Here is a 22,557-nt window from a genome sequence, read left to right on the forward strand (position 1 = left end):
CAATCTGGAGATGCGCCCGTCCAAATGGTAAGATCATAAAAGATGCGAAGGCCATGAGGCCCGTAGGATGGGAGGAGTCGCAAATGGACACAGCAAAAAAGAAAATCAACTGGGGCATCATGGGACCCGGCAGTATTTCGTCTACTTTTGCGAAGGATTTGGTTTATGCGGATGGGGCTGAATTGATTGCAGTCGCTTCCCGGTCATCGGAAAAAGCAAAGCAATTCGCGGACGAACACGGGATTCCACGCGCCTACGGCAGTTACGATGAGCTTGTGAACGATCCGGATGTGGATATTGTTTATGTCGGAACCATCCATCCTTTGCATAAAGATCAGGTGCTCGCTTGTTTACAGGCGGGAAAAGCGGTGCTGTGCGAGAAGCCGTTTACGATTAATGCCGCTGAAGCCAGGGAGATTGCACGTGCTGCACGGGAACAGAAGCTTTTTATCATGGAAGCGATGTGGACCCGTTTTCTCCCTCCTATCGTGAAAGTTCGGGAATGGCTGCAGGCGGGGCTGATCGGAGAAGTCAAGCTGGTCAAGGCCGATTTCGGCTTCGATGCCGGTTGGAATCCGGAAGGCCGTTTGCTTAATAAGGAGTTGGGCGGAGGAGCGCTGCTCGATGCCGGCATCTATCCGGTTTCTTTCGCTTCGATGATTTGCGGCGAGCAGCCAAGCAAAATCATGAGCAGCGCCGTGATCGGCGAAACGGGAGTGGATGAGCAATTTTCGCCTCTTTTCGAATACGAAGGCGGCCGGACGGCGGTTTTGAACGGAGCCATCCGCCTGAACATGACGAATGACGCATACGTATACGGCACGAAAGGGCACATCCATATCCCCAACTTTTTATTCAGCCGGAAGGCTACCCTTCATGTGAATGGGGAAGAGCCGCTGGATTTCTGCGATGATCGGGAGATCCAAGGCTACAAATTCGAGGCGGAGGCAGCCATGGACTCTTTGCGCGCCGGCCAGCTCGAAAACGAGATCATGCCCATAGACGAAACGGTGCAAATCATGGAAACGATGGATCAGATTCGCAACATGTGGGGCTTGCGGTATCCTACGGAATAATCCATCGATCCGCAAAGGACACGTTGGTTTGTTCACTGATAGCATTGGGGGAGGTCACCGCTTGTGGCATCCGATTCATCAATATCGAGAGGCACCTTTGGCTTTCGCTTTTCAACGCCTGATCAGTTGGCGATGTGCAATCTGTTTGCGGTGGGACAGGACACGATTCGCGATTCGTCCTACCGGTGGGACGGGCTGACACGGACAGATGGACCGTTGCTCTTGTTCCAATATACGCTGGAAGGCGAAGGCGTCTTCGAGTCAGGCAAAATCAAGCACCAGATTCAAGCGGGACAAGCTTTCATGGCGGAAATCCCCAGTGATCACCGGTACTATTTTCCCGAAGGGGGAGACCGGTGGTCTTTTCTGTTCCTGCTGATGCGGCCGGATTTGATTCTTCCCAACTGGCTGGATGCCAAGGAGCGTTTGGGGGAAACACCCGAATTGCCGCCGGAAAGCCGGCCGATTCAGCTTCTACGCAGCATTTGGAACGAGGCGAACGGCGGGCGCATTAACGAGGCGTATACGTCATCCTCGTACGTATACCAATTTGTATCCGAACTTTGCCGGTTTGCGGCGGTACCCCGGGGAGACCGGAGAGAATGGCCGGAAAAAGTGCGCCAAGCGGTGGATTACATTCACGCGAATTACGAAAAGATGATCAGCCTGGAGCTTTTGTCGGATCGGCTGGACGTTTCCAAGTATCATTTCTTGCGGATCTTCACATCAGCGGTAGGCGTTTCCCCAAGTGACTATGTGAACCGAGTTCGGATCGAGCAGGCGATTCGATTGCTGCGGGAGACGGACATAAGCGTGGAGCGGATCGCCGAGCAAGTCGGTTATTCTGGCGGCAGCTATTTCATCAAGGTTTTTCGGAAAATGACGGGACGAACGCCCGGAAGCTTCCGTTCCGAAGCGGGACAGCTGACGTTCAACCGTATCTATTTTGATTAGTGATTCCCAAACGGGATGGTAGCAATATATTACAATTGTCGATGCAAAATTACTATGGAATCCAAGTCCCCCAAGGCCGTAAGATAAAGGCGTAAGCGCAATTAATTTCGATGGGTAGACCGGGAGGATGAACCATGAAGCATCACAATTATGCACCGACACCCCCTATGGGTTGGAACAGCTGGGATTGTTACGGGGCTTCCGTACGGGAAGATGAGGTTCGCGGCAACGCCGAATATATGGCCGAATATTTGAAGGATTACGGTTGGGAGTATGTCGTGGTCGATATTCAATGGTCAGAATCGGGCGCCGTCTCCGATCAATACCGGCCTTTTGCCCGGCTGGAGATGGATGACTATTCGCGACTTGTTCCGGCGGCGAACCGTTTCCCATCTGCAGCGGGGGGTCTCGGTTTCAAGCCTCTGTCCGATTATGTCCACGGCCTCGGGCTGAAGTTCGGCATTCACATCATGCGGGGAATACCCCGTCAGGCCGTTCATGACAATACGCCGATAAAAGGAACGGATGTCAGGGCGCGGGACATTGCCCACACTTGTTCTTTCTGCGGATGGAATACGGACATGTACGGCGTTGACGCTTCAAAACCCGGAGCGCAGGAATATTACAACTCCTTGTTTGAACTCTATGCCGAATGGGGCGTCGATTTTATCAAGGTTGACGACATTGCCGACTCTTGGCTCCACGGTGGCCCCCATCTAGCTGAGATCGAACTGATCCGCAAGGCCATCGATCAAGTGGATCGGCCTATCGTTTTGAGCCTTTCTCCCGGACCTGCTCCCGTGAAGCATGCTGATTTCTTTGAAGCCCATGCAAATATGTGGCGGATGACCGACGATTTCTGGGACCGCTGGCCGCTGCTCTTGGACATGTTCGATCGTTGCGAGACATGGCAGGGTCGGCCAAAGATCGGCTGTTGGCCGGATTGCGATATGCTGCCCTTGGGTCACATCGGCATTCGCGCATCCGGTACGGACCGGAGGACGAACTTCACCCGTGATGAGCAGCTGACGATGATGACGCTGTGGACGATTTTCCGTTCGCCGCTCATGTTCGGCGGAGAGATGCGCGACAACGACGATTGGACGCTTTCGCTGCTTACCAACCGTGACGTGCTCCATATGCATCGCTTCAGCATTGGCGCACATCTGGTAAGCCGCGCCGACAATAAGGTCGTTTGGGCAGCGGAAGGTCCTGATGGAGAGCGTTATGCAGCGCTGTTCAATACGGGTGAAGCGATAACGGATGTGTCCGTAGCTCTTGCCGATTTAGGCCTACGCTCGGGAGTTTCGGCAAAGGAACTGTGGACAGGCAAAGAGCTGGAGCTGCAAGTCGGCCATTTACATGGGACGATTCCACCTCACGGAGCGGCTCTGTACAAGCTGACGGCAAAATAACGGAATCATGCATATGTATTTTGAACTCGGGAACCCTTAATGCCATTCAGGCGTAGGGGGTTCCTTTTTTTTTAGAGATGCGGCTTTTCGTGGCATTTTCCAAAATCCGTAAAATTAAGTATTTTCCTCTAGAAATCGCTATGGTAAATATATAGTAAGGAGGTAATTCGGAATCGGGGGGAGAGGGAAGATGAGTGACAGGCTCTTAAGCAGTCTTATCGGGTTAGCCATCGCCGTAGTCATTATGGTTTGCGGTATGTTTTGGGCATTCTCACGGTTCGGAATTTGGGAGCGTTTATCGATACAGGATCCGGTTAAAACCGTGCTGGACTCCGGCATCATCGGGGCCAAAAGCTTGCAAAAGGGACCGGGCGGGTCATCTACTGCTGATCTCCGTGACACTGACCGGAGTACCTACAAATTCAATTTCGCGAAAGCCGGCAATATCGATGCCCAAAAGCTCGTTTACCAAGGCAAAAATGATTACCTGTCCAGCATGTCAGAAGATATTCGCGATGAGGCATTGAAAAGTGCCATCTCCTCGAAGGCGGAAGTCGCCGATTTACTCGAGCGTCTCCACCGGAAATTTGACGAGATGGTCGGATACGGCAATGTGGATCACTTTAAGCCGAATGCAGCAGGCCAAACGCCCGAGACTGCGAAAGAGGCATGGGACAATATCCTGAACCGGCTTACGACACAACCTGACATCTATAACCAAATGGCCATTGCGACCGATGATCCAGACGCCAAGAAAGATTTTGCCAATTTGGCTTCACTCACTGTCATCGCAACGGATAAACGGGATGCTCAGGCCCTCATTTATATGCACCGTATCGTGCACGATTTGGATTATTGGGTGTACAACAGTCCGGGTTCCGCGAAAAATCCCGATAAATTCGGTGCTGCCCATGCTTTCAAAAAAGCGCCGACTTCCCAAATCAAGACGATTGAGGCTTACATTAAATCGGGGGGTGGATCGTGAAACGGGCAAGACGGGTCTGACGGGTAACAAAAGATATCCTGTTGCGGGGTGTTAAGTTCCGACAAAAATCGCTATGATAGAAGGTAGCAAATATCGGATGTACAGGTAGAGCTCCGCCACAGATTCCATAGCAGGAGGTTTTTGTACAAGTGGATTATCGATTTTCAAACCGCATCGCATCTCTCCAGCCCTCTATGATCCGGGAGATTTTGAAAGCAACTTCGGGAAAGGATGTTATTCCTTTTTCCGCAGGCAATCCTTCGCCGGAGACGTTTCCGGTAGAAGCCATCCGCTCGTTCACAGGGGCGATTCTGGAAAATGATCCCGTTGCCGCGCTGCAATACGGCATTACGGAAGGGTATGAGCCGCTCAGGGATAAGTTGAAACAGCATTTATTGACTCGCTTCGGCGCAGGCAAGGATTTTGACAATTTGTTCATCGTTTCCGGTGCCCAGCAGGGGATTGAGCTTGCTTGCAAGGTGCTGTGCAATGAAGGGGACGCTATTATTTGCGAGAGTCCGAGCTTTATCGGCTCGCTGAATTCTTTCCGGTCATCCGGCGCACGGCTAGTAGGAGTTCCCATGGAAAGCGACGGAATTAACGTGGATAAGCTGGAACAGGCGCTCAAGACCGAGAAGAACGTGAAGCTGATCTATTTGATCCCGAATTTTCAAAATCCGACAGGAGCCACAACCAGCCTGGAAAAGCGCAAGGCGATCTATGCCTTGGCCAAACAATATGGCGTCATGATCCTGGAAGACAACCCCTACGGCGAGCTTCGATTCAAGGGTGAAGATATCCCAAGCATCAAGTCCATGGATGACGAGGGGCTAGTGATTTACGTCGGGTCATTTTCCAAAGTTTTGTCCGCAGGGCTCCGGGTGGGCTATGTTTTAGCTCCCGAAGCGGTCATGCAAAAAATGGTAGTGGCCAAGCAAGGCGAAGATGTTCATACCACCATGCTGTCTCAGCTTTTAGCCTATAAGTTTATGACAGAATACGATTATGATGGGCACATCAAGCATATCCGAGCAGTCTATCTGCGAAAATGCAAGCTGATGACGGATAGCCTGGATGGTTTTATGGCTGGCAAGGTTACGTTCAATAGTCCGGAAGGCGGTTTGTTCCTATGGTGCGATCTGCCGAAGTCTGTAGTGATGCTGGATTATTGCAAGAAAGCCGCGGAAAAAGGTGTCGCCGTCGTGCCCGGCACGGCTTTCCTCGTCGATGAAGGGGATCCCTGCAATGCCATCCGTTTGAATTTCTCGACTCCCTCTGATGAGCAGATCGTGAGAGGAATCGAGATTTTGAGCACGGTTCGTCCGTAAGCCATATGATCAGACCGGGAGGAAGCAAGTTGAACACGTTGACACTGGAAATCCAAAATGCAGACGGGGCTGTCCTGTCCGCAAACACCGATGAGGATCAAGTCTATTTGGTACATAAAAACGAGTACGAGCCGGGAGATTCCATTGTTTTGAAAAGCTCAGCGGATCATGTCCATCTCGTCATTCAATTGGAAGATGCGATGAATCCGGCTCAAGTTTATCTGCTAGAGAAGGAATACCGTTTTGTTATTCCATTCGGGGATAAGCGGGTTTCCTACTCGCCAAAATCCTTCATCGGCAGCCGCCATGTCTTAACGGCCCGGTTAGCTACGGAGGAAGAAGTTGCGGCTTACCGCAATCTGGCCAAAAACGAATATGACCATCACCAAAACACAACTCTTTTCCCACATGCTTCCGCCAACGTAGAAACCCGGGGCGAGGCGGTGTTCGCCGCCCGGAATGCCATCAACGGCAATGCCGCCAACGACTCCCACGGGGAGTGGCCCTATGAGTCCTGGGGCATCAACCAGCGGGCGGATGCGGCAATAACCGTGAATTTCGGCAGGATTGTAGAAATCGATAGAGTGGTGCTGACCTTACGGGCTGATTTCCCTCACGACAATTATTGGGAAAAGGTGACGTTGTCGTTTTCGGACGGCAGCAAAATCACGGCAGACCTAGTCAAAACCCATAAGCCGCAAACGGTCGCGCTAGCGAGCCGTAAAGTTGAATGGGTCACCTTGAGCGAACTGATCAAATCTGACGACCCATCACCGTTTCCTGCGCTGAGCCAAATCGAAGTATATGGTTGGGAGATTAATTGATCGATATAGCACTAGTTTGAAGCAGCTTGCCTTGAGCAGGCTGTTTTTTTCGTAATTGGAGAAAATGCACACAGTTGGACTCGAATAGAGAATATCTGCTCTTGGAAGTTTTCATCCAATTTGTATATAATTCCAAATAAAAGATTATGAGTCAGGAGTGGTGTGCGGTGGCGGGACCATTAAAGGAGAGCGCACAGTTGTTTCAGGAGAAGTTAAATGCGTTTGGCTATGCCAACGAGGTGGTCGAGCTGCCGGATAGCGCGCGGACGGCGCAGGAGGCGGCGGATGCTATCGGCTGCCAGCCGGCACATATCGCGAAGTCGATTATTTTTCGCTTGGCGGCGGCGGACAAGCCGCTCTTGGTGGTGGCGAGCGGCGCTAACCGGATCGATGAGAAGCGGATCGGCGCCTTGCTGAACGATACCCTCGGCAAGGCGGATGCCGATTTCGTCCGCAGCCGTACCGGTTACGTCATCGGCGGCGTCCCGCCTCTTGGCCATGCGGAGCCGATTCTCACTCTTGTCGATGAGGATTTGTTCCAATATGAGACGATATGGGCGGCTGCCGGGCATCCAAAGGCGGTGTTTCGGTTGACGCCGGACCAATTGGTGCAGATGACCGGCGGGCAAGTGGTAGGCGTGAAGTAGGTGGGAACTTTTCTAAAGAAGCGAAGCGGCTGCCCGGACAAACACCTGGCGGCCGCTTCGCTTCTTTAGTCGTCAAACATGGCCAAATAAAGTTGCGAGAAATAATAGAACGGAGATTATAACAGTTCCGAATGTCCTCCAATATCTATAAAATAAAGCTTCAATCATTGCATAAAGAGTATAGGCACCCATAACGATGATGAAACTTAATTCATAATAAGAGTGGGTAAAGTATGAAAATAAGCCTGTTGCCCAAAAGAGTATGCCAAACGAAAACATACATATTGTTTTTACTCGTACCTGTTTCCTTGTAGTATGATCGGGCAATTCCCTATGTTGGTTTCTCGCCAGATCAAGCCCTTTTTTTCTCGATAAATAAATGAAGTTTGTTATTGTTTGCAGGGCTCCAAAAGCAACAAAAAATCCCCGGATAATTTCAACTGTCCAGCTCATCTATCCCACCTCCCAGGTTAGATATAATTGTATTTAAGCACTTGGCAAACTGACTAATTTCCGTATCGGTCAGCCCTTGAACCGCTGAGCCGTTTACATTTTCAGCTAACAAAGTAACTTTATCCACAATCGTAACTGCCGGTGGCAAAATTTTTACTCGATAGCTTCTACGGTCGTTTTCAAATAATTCCTTTTGCAATAATCCTTTTGATATGAGTTTATCAATAACAGCTCCGCATGTAGCTCTGTCAGCATTTGTCTTTTCTGCGATTTCAGCTTGCGATAAATGATCTTCCAATGATAATAGCTTTAAGACCGCCCATTGAGCAGTTGTAATGCCATAGCTTTTCAAGTGCATATCAAGTCTTCTTTTTATCAGCCTTGCGCTAGTATTGAGTAGATAACCCAAAGACTGTTGTATTTCCAATATAGACCCCTCCTATCAAAACACATTCATTCATATAGTATGTACACATATAATATGTATACGTACTTTATGACGTTCTACGCTATTTGTCAAGGAATAGCAGCATTTTGACGGGAAACTTTTCTTAAGATACGCTCCCGCTATCAATCGTTTTGGCGAAATCGTCAGTTCGTAAAAATGAAATCGATACCATTTTGGAGCTTTTGCCTATATCGGCCCACCTTGCCGTTCCCTTAATCTACGGGTGAGAGATGCGCATCTCAACGACAAGGAAAACGATGGAGGGTTGAAGCAATGAAGAAAGCACTGACTACCGCGATGACGGTTGTCCTTTCCAGCTCTCTGCTGCTCGCGGCATGTTCATCCGGCGGCGGCAGCAAGGACGAAGCGTCCAGCAAACCGAGCAGCGCGCCAAACGCGACTACGGCAACAGAACAAGCAACAGGAACGACTTACCCCATCAAGACAGACAAGACCCTTTCGTATTGGGGAGAAATCAACGGCAACCTGGTAGGTGTCAAACCTACGCACCAAGACATTCCCTTCTTCCAAGAATGGCAAAAGAAAACCGGCGTTCCGCTGAAGTTTACGGCACCTCCTTCGGGCCAAGTAAAAGAAGCGCTGAACGTGATGCTGGCTTCCGGCGAGCTGCCGGACATGATCGAATACAACTTCCTGAGCTTCCCTGGCGGCCCGGAAAAAGCGATCAGCGACGGATACATCGTGAAGTTGAACGATTTGATCGACAAGTACGCACCTAATCTGAAGAAGTACCTGCAAGAGCATCCGGACGTAGACAAGATGGTCAAAACGGACAGCGGCGCTTACTACGCTTTCCCGTTTATCCGCGGCGATGAATACTTGCGGGTTTTCCAAGGACCGATCATCCGCAAGGACTGGTTGGATGAGCTGGGTCTGCCGGTTCCCGAAACCATCGACGATTGGACGGCAACGTTGACAGCCTTTAAAGAAAAGAAAGGCGCAGCGGCTCCCCTTTCCTTCGTCAGCAAACCGCGCTTCTTCAACGAATCCGGCAACGGAGCGTTCCTCGGCGCTTTCGGCGTAACCCGCGGCTTCTACCAAGAAGACGGTAAAATCAAGTTCGGACCGGAGGAGCAAGGCTTCAAGCAATATCTGAGCCTATTCCATGATTGGTACGCCAAAGGCCTCATTGATAAAAACATCGCGACGGCCGATACGAAGGCCCTCGACGGCAACATCGCATCCGGCGCAACCGGCGCCAGCATCGGCAACGCCGGAGGCGGCATCGGCAAATGGCAGCCCCTCGTGACAGCGAAGGATGACAAAGCCGTCCTGGTCGGCGCGCCTTATCCGGTGCTGAACAAAGGCGAAACGCCGAAATTCGGCCAACGCAATCAAGCCTACGCTTCCGAAGGAACCGTAGCCATCACCACCGCTTGTAAAGATCCGGAGCTGGCTGTTCGCATGCTGGACTACGGTTACAGCGAAGAAGGCGGCCTGTTCTTCAACTTCGGTACCGAAGGCGTCAGCTACAGCATGGTTAACGGTTACCCGACTTACACCGATCTGCTGCTGAAGAACCCGGACAAACTGGCTCCGGCTCAAGCAATTTCGCTGTACGCCCGTGGCAGCTACAACGGTCCGTTCATTCAAGACAAACGTTATGCCGAGCAATTCTTCGCCCTGCAAAGCCAACGGGATGCTGTCACCACCTGGCAAAAGACGGATTCGGCTAAGTACTTCCTGCCGTCGATCACGCCAACCCCGGATGAAAGCACGGAATATGCAACCATCATGAGCGACATCGATACGCTGGTTGACGAGATGACCTTGAAAATCATCCTGGGCACCGAACCGGTAGACAGCTTCGATAAATACGTAGGGAAGATGAAATCACTCAAGCTGGACCGTGCCATCGAGATCCAAACCGCAGCACTGGACCGCTACAACAAACGCTAAGCATTCTGCGAGAGAGGGCTTAACCGCCCTCTCGATTTGAAACGAGGTGACGACCAACGATGGCGACTATGCAATCGCTCAAGAACCGGCTGGTTCGCGATTTCTTGATGAATAAATATTTGTATCTCATGATGCTGCCGGTCATCGCCTTTTACGTTGTTTTTCACTACATCCCGATGTATGGGGCGATCATCGCATTCAAAAATTACACCCCGATGAAGGGCATTCTCGGCAGCGACTGGGTGGGGCTGAAGAACTTTCACGACTTTTTCGACAGCTATTACTTCCTGCGCATTTTGAAGAACACGTTGACCATCAGCTTGTATTCCTTAATTTTCGAGTTTCCGACGCCGATCATTCTCGCTCTCTTGATCAACGAAGTACGTCACCGCACTTTCAAGCGCGTCGTGCAAACGATCACGTACATGCCGTATTTCATTTCCCTTGTGGTAATCTGCGGGATCATTACCGATTTCACCAACTCCGGCGGCATTATCAACCAACTTTTCACTTGGCTCGGATACGACGGTCAGGCCATGCTGCAAAAACCGGATTTGTTCCGGCCCATCTACATCTTGTCGGAGATTTGGCAGCGCATCGGCTGGGAATCGATCATTTATATCGCAGCGCTCATGAGCATCGACCAGGAACAGTATGAAGCGGCGCGGATGGACGGAGCCAGCCGTTTCAAGCAGATGATTCACATCACGCTTCCCGGTATTCTTCCAACCATCTCCATCATGCTGATCATGCGCATGGGGAATTTGCTCAACGTCGGGTTTGAAAAGATTATTCTGCTCTACAACCCGATCACCTACGAAAAAGCGGACGTCATCTCATCCTTCGTCTACCGCAAAGGTCTGCTGGAATTCGGCTGGAGCTACAGCGCCGCAGTGGGGTTATTTAATTCCGTGATCAACTTGTTCCTGCTCGTTACGGCGAACTACATCAGCCGCAGAGTGAGCAAAAACAGCTTATGGTGAGGTGAGAGATAATGAAAACGGAATCCGGCTTTTTCGATAAGGCCTTTACAATATTTATCTACACTCTTTTGATCTTTCTCGTCATCGTTACGCTTTATCCTCTGCTGTACGTGCTGTTCGCTTCGTTCAGCGATGCCAGCCAGCTCATCTCGTACAAAGGGATTCTGTGGAAGCCTTTGGGACTGAGCTTTGAGGCGTACAAGAGCGTGCTGGCGAACAAAGGGATCGGTATCGGTTACCGCAACACCTTGTTCATCGTCGTTTTCGGCGTTGCCGTCAACTTGTTCATGACGGCTTTAGCCGCTTATGTGCTGTCTCGGAAAAATGTCATGTGGAACAGTGTATTCATGTTCCTGATCGTATTCACGATGTTTTTTAGCGGCGGCTTGATTCCTCTATATCTGGTGGTAAAAGGCGTCGGCCTGCTGGATTCTCTCTGGGCTACCATCATTCCTTTTTCCGTCAGCACCTTCAACCTGATCATTATGAGGACATCGTTTATGGGCATTCCCGACGCTCTCGAAGAGTCGGCTAAAATCGACGGGGCTAACCATTTTACGATTCTGTTCCGCATCATCATTCCGCTGTCGATGCCGGTCATCGCGGTGATGATTCTGTATTACGCCGTAGACAAATGGAACGGCTGGTTTTATGCCTCGATCTTCATCAAGAGCCGGGAGAAGTTCCCCTTGCAGCTGGTGCTGCGGGAAATACTCATCTCCAACTCCACGGACAACATGTCCGCTGGCGCTTCGGCAGGCGACCGCTTCCAGATTGGTGAAACGATCAAATACGCCACGATCATGGTGGCGACGGTTCCGATCCTATGCGTATACCCCTTTGTGCAGCGCTTCTTCGTCAAAGGCGTCATGGTCGGATCATTGAAAGGATAAGAACGATGCTTGTCTGGCTTCCGAAAAAGAACGGAGGGCATTTGAACTGGAGGAGCGATTGCGGTCGCTTTTGCGATCGGATTCGTACTTATATGGAGTTAACTAATCATGGAATCTAAGCGCAACAGCGATTGGAAGAATAATCAGGTTTTGCAGGGACGGAATCCTTTCAATCTTTGGTTCGGCTTATTTAACTAAGAAATCTGAAAACAACAGCGACCAGAAGTTCAAATGTTCCGCAGTTCTGGCAATCGGACAGGCTTAACTATCGTTCATCCTAATTGAAGGAGGTTAGCTATGAGTAAGGATACGAATACGGCGGATTGGCCGTCTCTTTGGGAACGGATCGTTCCCAAAGTTGACCAAATGATGGCCGCCATCGGAGATAAAGCGCCTCACGTGGCGAAAGCGGACGGCATTTATGACGACACCCGGCTGGACTGGTGGACGACGGGCTTTTGGCCGGGCATCCTGTGGATTCTTTACGACCGGACAGGGGACGAGCGCTATAGAAACATGGCATGGAGTTGGGATGAACGGTTGGAGCAATTCATGCTTCAGCCCAATGGTTTCGATCATGACGTAGGGTTTCACTTCCTGCCGACAGCCGTGATCAAGTACAAGATCACTGGCGATGCCGATGCTCGGCGTCGGGGCTTGTTCGCCGCGAATTTCCTGGCCGGCCGCTTCAATCCGGCGGGCAGCTTCATTCGGGCATGGAATGGCGACAAGCTCGGCTGGTCTATCATCGACACGGCAATGAACCTGTCGCTGCTCTTCTGGGCGGCAAAAGAAAGCGGCGATCCTCGTTATGCCCATATCGCCAAAGCCCATGCGGATACAGTTCTAAGGGAGTTTATCCGCGCCGACGGCTCTGTTCACCACATCGTCAGCTTCGATCCTGAGACGGGCGAGCGCATTGAAGCGTTGGGCGGCCAAGGCTACGGTCCCGATTCGGCCTGGAGTAGGGGGGCGTCATGGGCCTTGTACGGCATGGTCAATGCTTACCGTCACACCGGCGATATCGCTTATTTGCGGGCTTCCGAGCGCGTGGCCAACTTTTTTATCGCCAACCTGCCGGAGGATCAGGTTCCCCATTGGGATTTCCGGACGGATGCGGAGCTTGCAGGAGAACCTCGGGATACATCCGCGGGCGCCATCGCCGCATCGGGGCTTCTGGAGTTAGCGACCTCGCTGCCGGAATCGGAAGGCCGGTGCTACCGTTCCGCGGCGGAACGGATCATTTGCGGGCTTGACGAGATCTACGGCACTTGGAACTTGCCCAATCATGAGGCCATCCTCTTGCATGGAACCGGCCACAAACCGGCAGGACAAAACGTGGATGTCTCACTGATCTACGGAGACTATTTCTTCGTGGAAGCGGCGGCAAAATTGACCGGATGGAAGCAGCGGGTTTTTTAATCGAAGCCGGTTTCGAACCGAATGATAAGTTATTGTAAATATTGGATATATGCGGCAAACCCGACTGGACAAGATCGTCCTTTCGGGCTGTTTGCATGGAAAAAACGTCGCAATGGAGCTTTTGACAATGGCTGTGTCATTTTTCCCCATTCCCGTTCGCGGTTTGTTCTCGCTATAATAGATACACGACGAACGAATGGAATCCATTTCATCCTTACGAACTAGCAGGTGATGATCGCTTGTTGATACTCCGCACGTTGTGGCACAAACGTAAAAGCATAATCGTTACTTGGCTGGTATCTTACAGCGCTGTTCTTTTTATTCCCATTTTGATCAGCTTGGTGATCTACTCGCAGTCGAGCCATGCGCTTAAGAGTGAGATCCACCGGGCCAACGACTCCTTACTGAAGCAGATGCGCTATACCATCGACAACCAGGTTGACTTGATGAAGCGCCTGAATATGGAAATTACGTGGAACGACAAGCTGCAAAGCTTGATGTACTCCAACAATTCGTCGGTGGACTCTCCTTTTACAGCCTATCAGCTGGTGAAGGAGTTTCGTCTCTATAAAACGTCCTACGCGTCGATCGATGAATTTTACGTGGCCTGGGATCAGGGGACTGCGATTTTACGGCCTGGCAATATCCGGGACATGGACATCGCTTACCGAACCATTCATGATACAGGGGCTCTTTCCTATGAAAAATGGAGCGATATGATTCACCAGTCCGCGACGAACCGTTTTGTGGTGCTGCCGCGCCTTGGGGCTTCGACGAAAACCTCCATCGCTTATATGACCCGGCTGCCCAAGGATTTGAACGGCAGAGAGACGGGAACGGTCGTTGTCATGGCCGACGCATCCCGGTTTCAAAAAGCCATCGAAGGCATTTCCGGTTTCAGCGGCGGGCTGCTGCTGATCTTGAACCAGGACAACGAAGTCCTGCTGTCCAACCGCCCGGACGATCCGATGCTTGCGCCCTTTCTGGATGACGGTCATGTGCGTCTGACGTCCTCCCGGGTGGGGAAATCGGAGCTGTTTTTCATTCCGTCGGCAGTATCGGATTTGAAGTATGCCTTGATCATCCCCAGCAACATCTATTGGCAAAAGGCGGAGTACGTCCGCAGCTTTACATATATCAGCATTTTGATCAGCTTGATCGGCGCGGGCATTTTGACCTGGTTTTTCATGAAGCGCAATTATTCGCCGATTCAGGAGCTGGTGGAGTCTCTGACAGACCGGGATATCTCCGGCGCACGGGAAGACGGAAACGAGCTGCGGATGATTCAGCGGGCGATTTTCAACGCGAAAAGCGAAAAGGATCAGATCGCCCTGCAAATGCAAAAGCACCAGCAGCTTCTGCGTTCCAACATGATCAACCGTCTGCTGAAAGGCAAGCTGGATACGCCCGTGCCTTATGAGGAAGCGTTCCGCAGCCATCACATGACGCTTTTGTCCAATGAATTCGCCGTTATTTTGTTCGTGCTGGAAAACGAGGAAGCCCTATACGAAAAACTGCCGGGAATCGATATGAACGAGCGGCAGAAGCTGATTCCTTTTATCATCGGGAATGTGGTGGAGGAGCTGGCCGGGCAGCATGGCCATGTTGGTTATGTGTCGGAAGTCGACGACATCATGGTTTGTTTAGTTAATTTGCTGGCAGATGCTCCAAATGTGCGGGAGGCGCTGCAGGATATCGCCACGGAGGCGCAAAATTTTCTCCGCCGCTACGAGATGGAACTCACCGTATCCATCAGCGGCACTCATTTCTCCTGGCCGGGTATAGCGGAGGCGTACCAAGAAGCGGTTGATGCGATGGAATATAAAATGGTGCTGGGCAAAAAGGGCATCATCGCCTACGAAGACATTCGCATGGATACGGCGGACAACGCTCAATCCGGGTATTATTATCCGCTGCAGGTAGAGCAGCAGTTGATTAATTTTATAAAAGTGGGCGATCTCGAACAAGCTTCCTTCTATATGAACGAGATTATGGACCGCAACTTCGGCAAGCCGGTGATGTCTTTGACCCTTGCCCGCTGCTTGATTTTCAACCTGGTCGGGACGATGGTGAAGGCGATCAACGAGCTGGGGAACGGGGAAAGCGGTATCCTTGAAAACAACCCCCTGTGGATGGACAAGATCATTGCCTGTGATACGATTCAGGAAATGCAGAGAGAGCTGCATCGCTTGCTGTCGGATGTATGCGTTTTCGCATCTGCCAAACGAACAGCTGGCGTGTCTCAGGAGAGGGAGGAATCCCTTAAGGAAATGACCACCCAGGTCGCCCAGTACGTCAAGGAAAACTATCAGGACGCCAATCTGAACGTGAACGGGATCGGGGAGCATTTTGACATGAAGGGGAGTTATCTCTCCCGGTTGTTCAAAGATCAGATGGGGGACGGATTGTTGGATTACATCCATAAAACCCGCATCGAGCATGCGAAGGAAATGATTCGCGCGAAGCGGGATTCCATCAACGACATCTCAAAGCTTGTAGGATATAACGATGCCGCGACCTTTATTCGGGTGTTCAAGAAATATGAAGGCATCACGCCGGGCAAATATAAAGAAATTTACTAGATAAGATGAACGAGAGGAAGGGATGAAGGAGCGGAGAAACCGATTGTTCTGGAAAAGCGTTAGCGGTCGCCTTTGCGAACGGATTCCTACTTATGTGGAGTTGTCTAATCAGGGAATCTGGTCGCAACAGCGACTCTCCAGAATAATCAGGTTTTGCAGGGACGGAATCCTAACTGTCTCAAGTTCGACTTATATAGATCGGGGGAGTCGGCATGAAAGGAAGAAAAGCCTTCGCCAGCTTGCTGGCGGTGCTCATGATGCTTACCGCATTGACAGCCTGCAAGTTCGGAGGGAATGTTTTCGGCGGAGATAAAGAAGATAAGCCACAGAAAACGGGAAGCGGGACAGGCGCTTCTCTTACCTATTGGGCAGAACTGAACGGGAATGCGGCAGGCACGAAATCAACCTTCCAGGAGGTTCCCTTTTTTCAGGAATGGCAGCGGAAAACGGGAGTTAATCTGACGTTCATCCAGCCCCCGGCGAATCAAGCGAAGGAAGCGATCAATGTAATGCTTGCTTCCGGCGAACTGCCGGACATGATCGAATACGAGTGGGTCAATTTTCCCGGCGGACCAGAGAAAGCGATCAAGGATGGCTATATTGTACGGCTCAACAACGCCATCGACAAATACGCGCCGAATTTGAAAAAATATTTAAGCGAGCACCCGGACATCGACCAGCAGATCAAGACGGCGGATGGCAGCTATTATATGTTCCCGTTTATCCAAAATGATGACCGTTTGCGAACCTACCAAGGTCTGATCCTTCGGAAGGATTGGCTGGACGAGCTGGGGCTGGATGTCCCGATTACGATCGATGATTGGCATACGGTTTTGAAAGCGTTTAAGACAGAGAAAGGCATTGAGGCGCCTCTTACGTTTCTTGGGGTGCCGAATCCGCTCTTCGGTATCGAAGGGGGCGGATTCATCGGAGCATACGGTGTCAAGAAGGGTTTTTATCTGGAGAACGGCCAAGTGAAATTTGGCCCATTGGAAGCGGGGTACAAGGATTTTCTAATGCTCTTCCGTCAGTGGTATGCCGAAGGGCTGATTGACCGGAACTTCTCGGCGGTGGATTCGGTGACTCAAGACGTCAGTATGCTTACGGGTCGAAGCGGCGCCAGCATCTGGAATGCCGGGGCGGGGATCGGTACTTGGCTGCCGAGCATGCGGAAGCTCGATCCGAAGGTGGAACTCGTAGCGGCGCCGTATCCCGTTTTGCATGAGGGAGAGCGTCCGGAATTCGGGCAAAAGGCTCCGGCTATCGGTTCAAGCGGCGGGGTGGCCATTTCCAGCAAGAGCAAGCATGTGGAAGAAGCGGTGAAATTGCTGGACTACGGTTATGGAACGGAAGGGCATTTGCTGTTCAACTTCGGCATCGAGGGGCAAAGCTATGTCATGAAGGATGGCTACCCGAAATATACAGATTTGATTTTGCATAACCCGGACAAGCTGGCGCCTTCCCAAGCGCTGGCAATGTATACACGAGCCAGTTATTTTGGGCCGTTCGTTCAGGATGTTCGCTATATGGAGCAGTACTATTCGATGCCGGAACAAAAAGAAGCCATCAAGCTATGGGCGGACACGGATATGGATGAGCATTATTTGCCTACGACGCCAAAGACGGAGAAAGAAAGCGCGGAGCTGTCGGCCATTATGCAGGATGTGTCAACCTTGGTTGACGACATGTCGCTTAAGTTCATCATGGGGATCGAGTCGATCAGTGATTTTGATAGCTATGTGGAACAGATAAAGTCGCTCAACATCGATCGGGCCATTCAAATCCAGCAAACGGCTTATGATCGATATCGGAAACCGCTGGCAGAGAAGACTGGCGGATCTTAACGGTTCATTATGCCGAAGAGGCCTGGAGCGTATTCTATGCAACAGCCCCGCTCCAAAACGGAGCGGGGTTATTGATTCTCAAAGTCTTTAGTCGCTGGTCATGCCTGTCGAGTTCCGAAGGAATAGCAAAATCGTCTCCAAAACTTTCAACGGATTTTGAATGATATCGAGCAGCTTATTCTGAAGCGCGGCAAGGATGGATACTAGCCCCGTTGAGATTTGACCTAGAATTTGATCAAGATAACTACCATTACCATTACCATTGCCATTGCCATTACCGTCCACATCATTTTCGTTGGTTAACGTGACTTCTTGCTGGAACAGAGCGATACTCACTCCGCTTGAGGAATCGGCGATGCTTGCCTGAATGAGGGCTGTCCCTTCATTAACGTTCCGGGGAATGGATGCGACTCCGTCTGCGGAGACCAAAACCTCGCCACTGCCGGATAGTTTCGTCCAGGTCAGCATGGAGTTCGGAACGGGGCTGCCCGCCAGACGTACCGAAAACCTTTGGCTCAGGCCGTCGTCACCGGGCGAGAGCGATACGTTCAACTGCGGATGTAATTGAGCCAGCAGCTTGGCTCCGGATGCAGCCGGGTAAGAAGGGAGTGCGGAAAGGATGTTCTGGGTCGCAGCCCAGAAGTCGTCCACCGTAACGCCAAGCTTGCCTAAAGCGTAACCGAACCGGTAAAAGCCTCCGTCCATCCCGTTATTAACCGTTTGGATGGCCGAATACAGCAAGCTGTCCCGCTTCTTCTGATCTTGAAGATAAGGGATGGCTTGTTCTCCGTTTAATCCCGTCAATTGCTCCTGCCAAGCCCCTTTTATTCCTTTGAGGTTTTTACCGTCCCCGAGCAGGAAAAGAAGAAAGTCGTTGGCATCGATATACCCGTAGGGATACAGGCTCTGCAGTGCGGTATTGTAAGCTTTATTTTGAGCAAATACCTGCAAAGCTTCCGCTGTCGTGGCATCGTCAAAGGATCCGGCTTCTTTCATCATCTGAAACAAGGCTAGTTTGACTGCTTCTTTATCCACAGAGGCGTTCAATCGGGGAGCGATCTTGCTCCATACGGGATCGATTATTTGCAGCTGACTTGAGCCATCAAGGGCGGCGACTTCGCTGTTCATGTCACGAACCGACAGCAGCCACACCGGATTACCAGCTGTCAGCCCATCGTACAACGATTTGGTTTGTTCCATAAAGAAGTCCGCCCCAAAAGGAGAGACATCGTTTCCTTTCGGATTCCGCAGTTCTTTTTCGTAGATGATTCTCGGTTGTTGGTCATAAGAATGAAGCAGCTTGAGCTGCACGATGCCGGATTCATCGATCGTATCTTGTGAGAATACGATGCTCCCGACATAGTCGGTTTGCATTTCAAATAGATCCAATTTCGTCCTTCCCGCGACTTGAGAGAAGTTTAGCTTCGTGATCTGAGGAGAGACATAGGCACCGAAAACATTCAAAACGTAGCGTACCGTGCCGTCACTGGGGAAGCGGGGATAACTTACCGTTAATGTCGTATTGGAGCGGATGTATGCGACGGCCAGTGGGGCAAAGGCGCGGTCGTCCGTTTGCAGCCGACTGGACAAACGATCCGCTGCTTCCTGTACCTTGGCGGGTTTTACTCCTAGGTTGCGTAAAACACGGCTGACCTGGTAGCTTTCCGCCTGCCCAAGGACTTCTTGTCTTTTTTGGTTATATAGATCGAGGACTGTTTGTTTATCTTGCATGAAAGTGTTGATCTCAAACGGGGACAACTCGTAGAGTTTTTTTCGCAAGGTACCTTCCACGCCAAGGCGGGTTCCGCCATCTCCCAACTGGAAGAGGAGAAAGTCGTCTGCGGTCAGATAAGGTTGTCCGGCAGCGGAGGATAAAATTTGCAGCGCGCTTTTGTAGTCAGAGTTGCTGCGAATTTCGTTGAGAAACTCCGTTTGCGGTTGCAGCAGATACAGTTCCATATCCCGCAAAAACAAGAAAAATTGGCTTTTTACGGCCTCTTGATCGACACTGGCTGGCAGCTTGAGCCGAATGGTCTCCCAAATAGGATCCAGAACAGAGGCGTCCTCCGAGGTAAGACCGGAAAGTTCTGCGCGCAATGCCGACACGGCTAGTCTGTCAGCCGGCTCGCCGGCATTCAACGCGTCATGCAGAGCGAACAACTGGCTGAGTGATGCCTTCGAAACAGCTTCCCCGGCAGCCTTTGCCGTTGGTAGGGAACCAAATCTTAGGTTGCCATCGGCTATTTCCCCGAGAAGTGAAACTAGAAGTGCAAGCGTGATGCTGCATAAGATAAGCCGTATTCTTTTCCCGATATTCAAGGTGTTCATCTCCCTCTACCGGTTAAAGGTATGTAAAGCATCGCAACCTCTTATTTCAGCAATAACCCCGCTCCATAAAGGAGCGGGGCACATCCGCGATCGAGTTATATCGAACTAATTCGCTGTGTAACTGCGAATGAGGTTCAAAAGTGTTTCCAGGTATTTCAAAGGATTTTGAATGAAATCGATGATCTTACTTTGCAGCGCCGCAAGGATGGTCGTTAAACTCGCTCCAAGTTGGCCGAAAATTTGATCCAGGATTCCACCGGCATTGCCACTGCCATTGCCATTTCCGTTGGCATTGCCGTTGCCGTTGGCATTGCCGTTGCCGTTAACGTTACCGTTGCCGTTAACGTTACCGTTGGCATTGCCGTTTCCGTTGCCGTTGGCATTGGCATTGCCGTTTCCGTTGCCGTTTCCATTGCCGTTTCCGTTGCCGTTGGCATTGCCGTTTCCGTTGCCGTTGGCATTGCCGTTACCGTTGCCGTTGGCATTGCCATTGCCGTTACCGTTGCCGTTGCCGTTGGCATTGCCATTGCCATTGCCGTTACCGTTGCCATTACCATTACCATTGCCATTGCCATTGCCATTGCCATTGCCATTGTCGTTTCCGTTGCCGTGGCCATTGCCGTGGCCATTGCCGTTGCCATTGCCGTTGCCATTGCCATTGCCATTGCCATTGCCGTTACCATTGCCGTTACCAGCACCGTTGTCGTCCGTGTAGTTCTTGTTCACCAAGGTGACTTCTCTTTCAAAGAGAACAACGTTTTTTCCGGTGAAAGGGTTGATGGCGCCTGCTTGGATGACTGCAGTCCCTTGGGCAACCTCTTTCGGGATGCTGACGATGCCGCTCCGAGATACCGATACGGCGTCATCTCCGGAGACTTTTGACCACTGAAGCAGGGAATTAGGGAATGCCAGGCCAAAAAAGACGATATTGAACTCTTGCGTCAATCCATCCTCGCTTGCGTTAACGTTTACTGTCGTATAAGGCTTCAAAAATTCCAACAGCTTGTCCACGCCTGCTACGTCGCCTTCTGCTGGCACCTTATCGGCGATCTTGGACCAAAGCAGTTTTACTGCATCTTGATCACCGGTAACGGCTTGTTCCGTTGGCAATGCTTCCGCCGCATGTGCCTTAGGCATTGCCCCCAATCCGCTTGCGAGGGAGATGACTAACGAAAAAACCGCGGTAAAGATGACAATGCGAAGCTTCTTACCTAAATTCATTCCTTTCACCCCTAGTTCAGATTTCGCCTTGAAGAATTAAGATTCTCCCGGCTCTTTTAAAAATATATTCAATTTGACAATATTAATCAATATAGTTATTCAAAATGAGAACTTAAGAACTAAGGAATGATCGAAAACGCTTTATGGTTTCCTGCTTTTTGTATCAGTATTGGGCAATTAGCCCGCCATTTTCGCTATGTCTTTTCCCCTGGCTCTTGATCTGAATCAAGGACGGATTCCCTTTTTTTCGGCAAAATGAAGATACATCAAGGGAGGAGATCGAGATATGGATCCATTTAACTTCAAAGACATGAGCCGCATTGACAGGCCTAAGCTGGGCAACGAGGTTCCCCTCGAACTGTTCCGCACCATTCGTTTGATCGGAATGTACCAGGGACTGCCGATGAACGGAAAAGCGACGACGGTAACCATAGGCCGCAAGATCGGTGAAAATTTGCCGGTGGATTCCATGGACGAATTGTTTCAGATCGTTGAAAAGTTGAAGATCGGCATACCGAAAATCGTTCTTAGCGATGAGCGGACCGTTTGCGTAGCCATCGAGGATTGCTTCTGCAAAGGTCTGCCGCAAGCAGAAGGAAAGCGGGTCTGCGATCTGGAGGGCGCCATTTTGGAAGGTGCGATCAATCGATTTAGCACGCGAAAAGCTTCCGTCAGAGAAGTGAAGTGTAACGTAAACGGCGATGAGCATTGCGAATACGAAATCCGGTTTCTTTAATGCTTAACGGAACATCAAAATAATGGAGGTTAACAATCATGCAAACTCACTTTAACGGCACAGAACAAATTGGCTCCTTGGTCGCCGGCTTTCCCGGCGCCAGCAATGTACTAAAAGCTTACGGCATCGATTTCTGCTGCGGCGGAAACCGCTCGCTGCAAACGGCGATTGACCAGCAAAGACTGAACGGAGACGAAGTTTTGCATCGGCTGAATGAAGCCTACCGGGAGGATCAGGAACGCCAAGAAACGGGTCAGAACTGGCAGGACGCTTCCTTTCACGAATTGATTACCCATATCGTAGAGACGCATCATGATTTTTTGCGGGAGGAGCTGCCGGTGATCAGCGGCTTTTTGACGAAAATCTTGCGTGTCCACGGGCCTCATGAACCGGAAAAACTGGGCCGCTTGCATCAATTGTTTCATACGATAAAAAGCGAGCTGGATGAGCACCTCATTGCGGAAGAAGAGGGACAGTTTCCTCTCATCCTCTCTTATG

19 protein-coding genes are annotated in these 22,557 nt (G+C 50.8%); 15 read left to right on the forward strand and 4 right to left on the reverse strand.

Features of this window, described 5'->3' with window-relative positions; genetic code table 11:
• Positions 1-83 precede the first annotated feature (83 nt).
• The 7 genes from TJ79_RS00115 (at position 84) to TJ79_RS00145 (ending at position 7,229) form a co-directional block, all read left to right on the forward strand.
• A complete protein-coding gene (locus TJ79_RS00115; RefSeq protein ID WP_040948250.1) occupies positions 84-1,076 on the forward strand; it encodes a Gfo/Idh/MocA family protein in 993 nt (330 codons plus the stop codon).
• 63 nt (positions 1,077-1,139) lie between these two features.
• Positions 1,140-2,030, forward strand: coding sequence for an AraC family transcriptional regulator (locus tag TJ79_RS00120; protein ID WP_040948251.1), 891 nt, complete (start codon positions 1,140-1,142; stop codon positions 2,028-2,030).
• Between the two features lie 134 nt (positions 2,031-2,164).
• The gene (locus TJ79_RS00125; protein WP_040948252.1) at positions 2,165-3,445 is read left to right on the forward strand and encodes a glycoside hydrolase family 27 protein; all 1,281 of its coding nucleotides are present in this window, start codon (positions 2,165-2,167) and stop codon (positions 3,443-3,445) included.
• 190 nt (positions 3,446-3,635) lie between these two features.
• Positions 3,636-4,430, forward strand: coding sequence for a hypothetical protein (locus TJ79_RS00130; RefSeq protein WP_040948253.1), 795 nt, complete (start codon positions 3,636-3,638; stop codon positions 4,428-4,430).
• A gap of 149 nt (positions 4,431-4,579) precedes the next feature.
• A complete protein-coding gene (locus TJ79_RS00135) occupies positions 4,580-5,758 on the forward strand; it encodes an aminotransferase-like domain-containing protein (RefSeq protein WP_040948254.1) in 1,179 nt (392 codons plus the stop codon).
• Positions 5,759-5,787: 29 nt separating this feature from the next.
• Positions 5,788-6,582, forward strand: coding sequence for a carbohydrate-binding protein (locus TJ79_RS00140; protein ID WP_155987722.1), 795 nt, complete (start codon positions 5,788-5,790; stop codon positions 6,580-6,582).
• A 167-nt stretch (positions 6,583-6,749) separates the two neighbouring features.
• On the forward strand, positions 6,750-7,229 hold the full coding sequence (locus tag TJ79_RS00145; protein WP_040948256.1) for a YbaK/EbsC family protein: 480 nt from the start codon (positions 6,750-6,752) through the stop codon (positions 7,227-7,229).
• 72 nt (positions 7,230-7,301) lie between these two features.
• Here TJ79_RS00145 and TJ79_RS00150 read toward each other — a convergent pair whose 3' ends face one another.
• Positions 7,302-7,682 (reverse strand): hypothetical protein, encoded by a 381-nt coding sequence (locus TJ79_RS00150; RefSeq protein ID WP_040948257.1) that lies wholly within the window; start codon positions 7,680-7,682, stop codon positions 7,302-7,304.
• Positions 7,666-8,109, reverse strand: a complete 444-nt coding sequence (locus TJ79_RS00155) for a MarR family winged helix-turn-helix transcriptional regulator (RefSeq protein WP_040948258.1) — start codon at positions 8,107-8,109, stop codon at positions 7,666-7,668. Before TJ79_RS00155 ends, TJ79_RS00150 begins: the two co-directional genes overlap by 17 nt.
• Before the next feature lie 294 nt (positions 8,110-8,403).
• Between TJ79_RS00155 and TJ79_RS00160 the strand changes: the two genes are divergently transcribed.
• The 6 genes from TJ79_RS00160 to TJ79_RS00185 all read left to right on the forward strand — a co-directional run bounded on the left by TJ79_RS00160 (position 8,404) and on the right by TJ79_RS00185 (position 17,774).
• Positions 8,404-10,050 carry an extracellular solute-binding protein gene (locus TJ79_RS00160; RefSeq protein ID WP_040948259.1) on the forward strand — a complete coding sequence of 549 codons (1,647 nt, stop codon included), beginning with the start codon at positions 8,404-8,406 and terminating at the stop codon, positions 10,048-10,050.
• A gap of 59 nt (positions 10,051-10,109) precedes the next feature.
• Entirely contained in the window at positions 10,110-11,033 is a 924-nt protein-coding gene (locus tag TJ79_RS00165) for an ABC transporter permease (protein ID WP_040948260.1), read from the forward strand.
• Between the two features lie 11 nt (positions 11,034-11,044).
• Positions 11,045-11,926, forward strand: coding sequence for a carbohydrate ABC transporter permease (locus TJ79_RS00170; RefSeq protein WP_040948261.1), 882 nt, complete (start codon positions 11,045-11,047; stop codon positions 11,924-11,926).
• A 366-nt stretch (positions 11,927-12,292) separates the two neighbouring features.
• Positions 12,293-13,348 carry a glycoside hydrolase family 88 protein gene (locus tag TJ79_RS00175; protein WP_420319362.1) on the forward strand — a complete coding sequence of 352 codons (1,056 nt, stop codon included), beginning with the start codon at positions 12,293-12,295 and terminating at the stop codon, positions 13,346-13,348.
• Between the two features lie 239 nt (positions 13,349-13,587).
• Complete coding sequence (locus TJ79_RS00180; RefSeq protein ID WP_040948263.1) at positions 13,588-15,930, forward strand: helix-turn-helix domain-containing protein; 2,343 nt, start codon at positions 13,588-13,590, stop codon at positions 15,928-15,930.
• Positions 15,931-16,142: 212 nt separating this feature from the next.
• The gene (locus TJ79_RS00185) at positions 16,143-17,774 is read left to right on the forward strand and encodes an extracellular solute-binding protein (RefSeq protein ID WP_040948264.1); all 1,632 of its coding nucleotides are present in this window, start codon (positions 16,143-16,145) and stop codon (positions 17,772-17,774) included.
• Between the two features lie 87 nt (positions 17,775-17,861).
• Here TJ79_RS00185 and TJ79_RS00190 read toward each other — a convergent pair whose 3' ends face one another.
• Both TJ79_RS00190 and TJ79_RS27650 read right to left on the reverse strand, forming a co-directional pair.
• A complete protein-coding gene (locus TJ79_RS00190) occupies positions 17,862-20,102 on the reverse strand; it encodes a hypothetical protein (protein ID WP_238322704.1) in 2,241 nt (746 codons plus the stop codon).
• A gap of 105 nt (positions 20,103-20,207) precedes the next feature.
• Entirely contained in the window at positions 20,208-21,323 is a 1,116-nt protein-coding gene (locus TJ79_RS27650; protein ID WP_052339128.1) for a hypothetical protein, read from the reverse strand.
• 286 nt (positions 21,324-21,609) lie between these two features.
• On the opposite strand from TJ79_RS27650, the gene TJ79_RS00200 reads away from it, so the two are divergent.
• Positions 21,610-22,059 carry a V4R domain-containing protein gene (locus TJ79_RS00200; RefSeq protein ID WP_040948266.1) on the forward strand — a complete coding sequence of 150 codons (450 nt, stop codon included), beginning with the start codon at positions 21,610-21,612 and terminating at the stop codon, positions 22,057-22,059.
• A 38-nt stretch (positions 22,060-22,097) separates the two neighbouring features.
• Positions 22,098-22,557, forward strand: a 460-nt coding sequence (locus tag TJ79_RS00205) for a DUF542 domain-containing protein (RefSeq protein WP_040948267.1), incomplete at its 3' end; no start/stop codon positions are given.

This window comes from Gorillibacterium massiliense, assembly GCF_000455485.1.
Classification (GTDB): Bacteria; Bacillota; Bacilli; order Paenibacillales; family NBRC-103111; genus Gorillibacterium; species Gorillibacterium massiliense.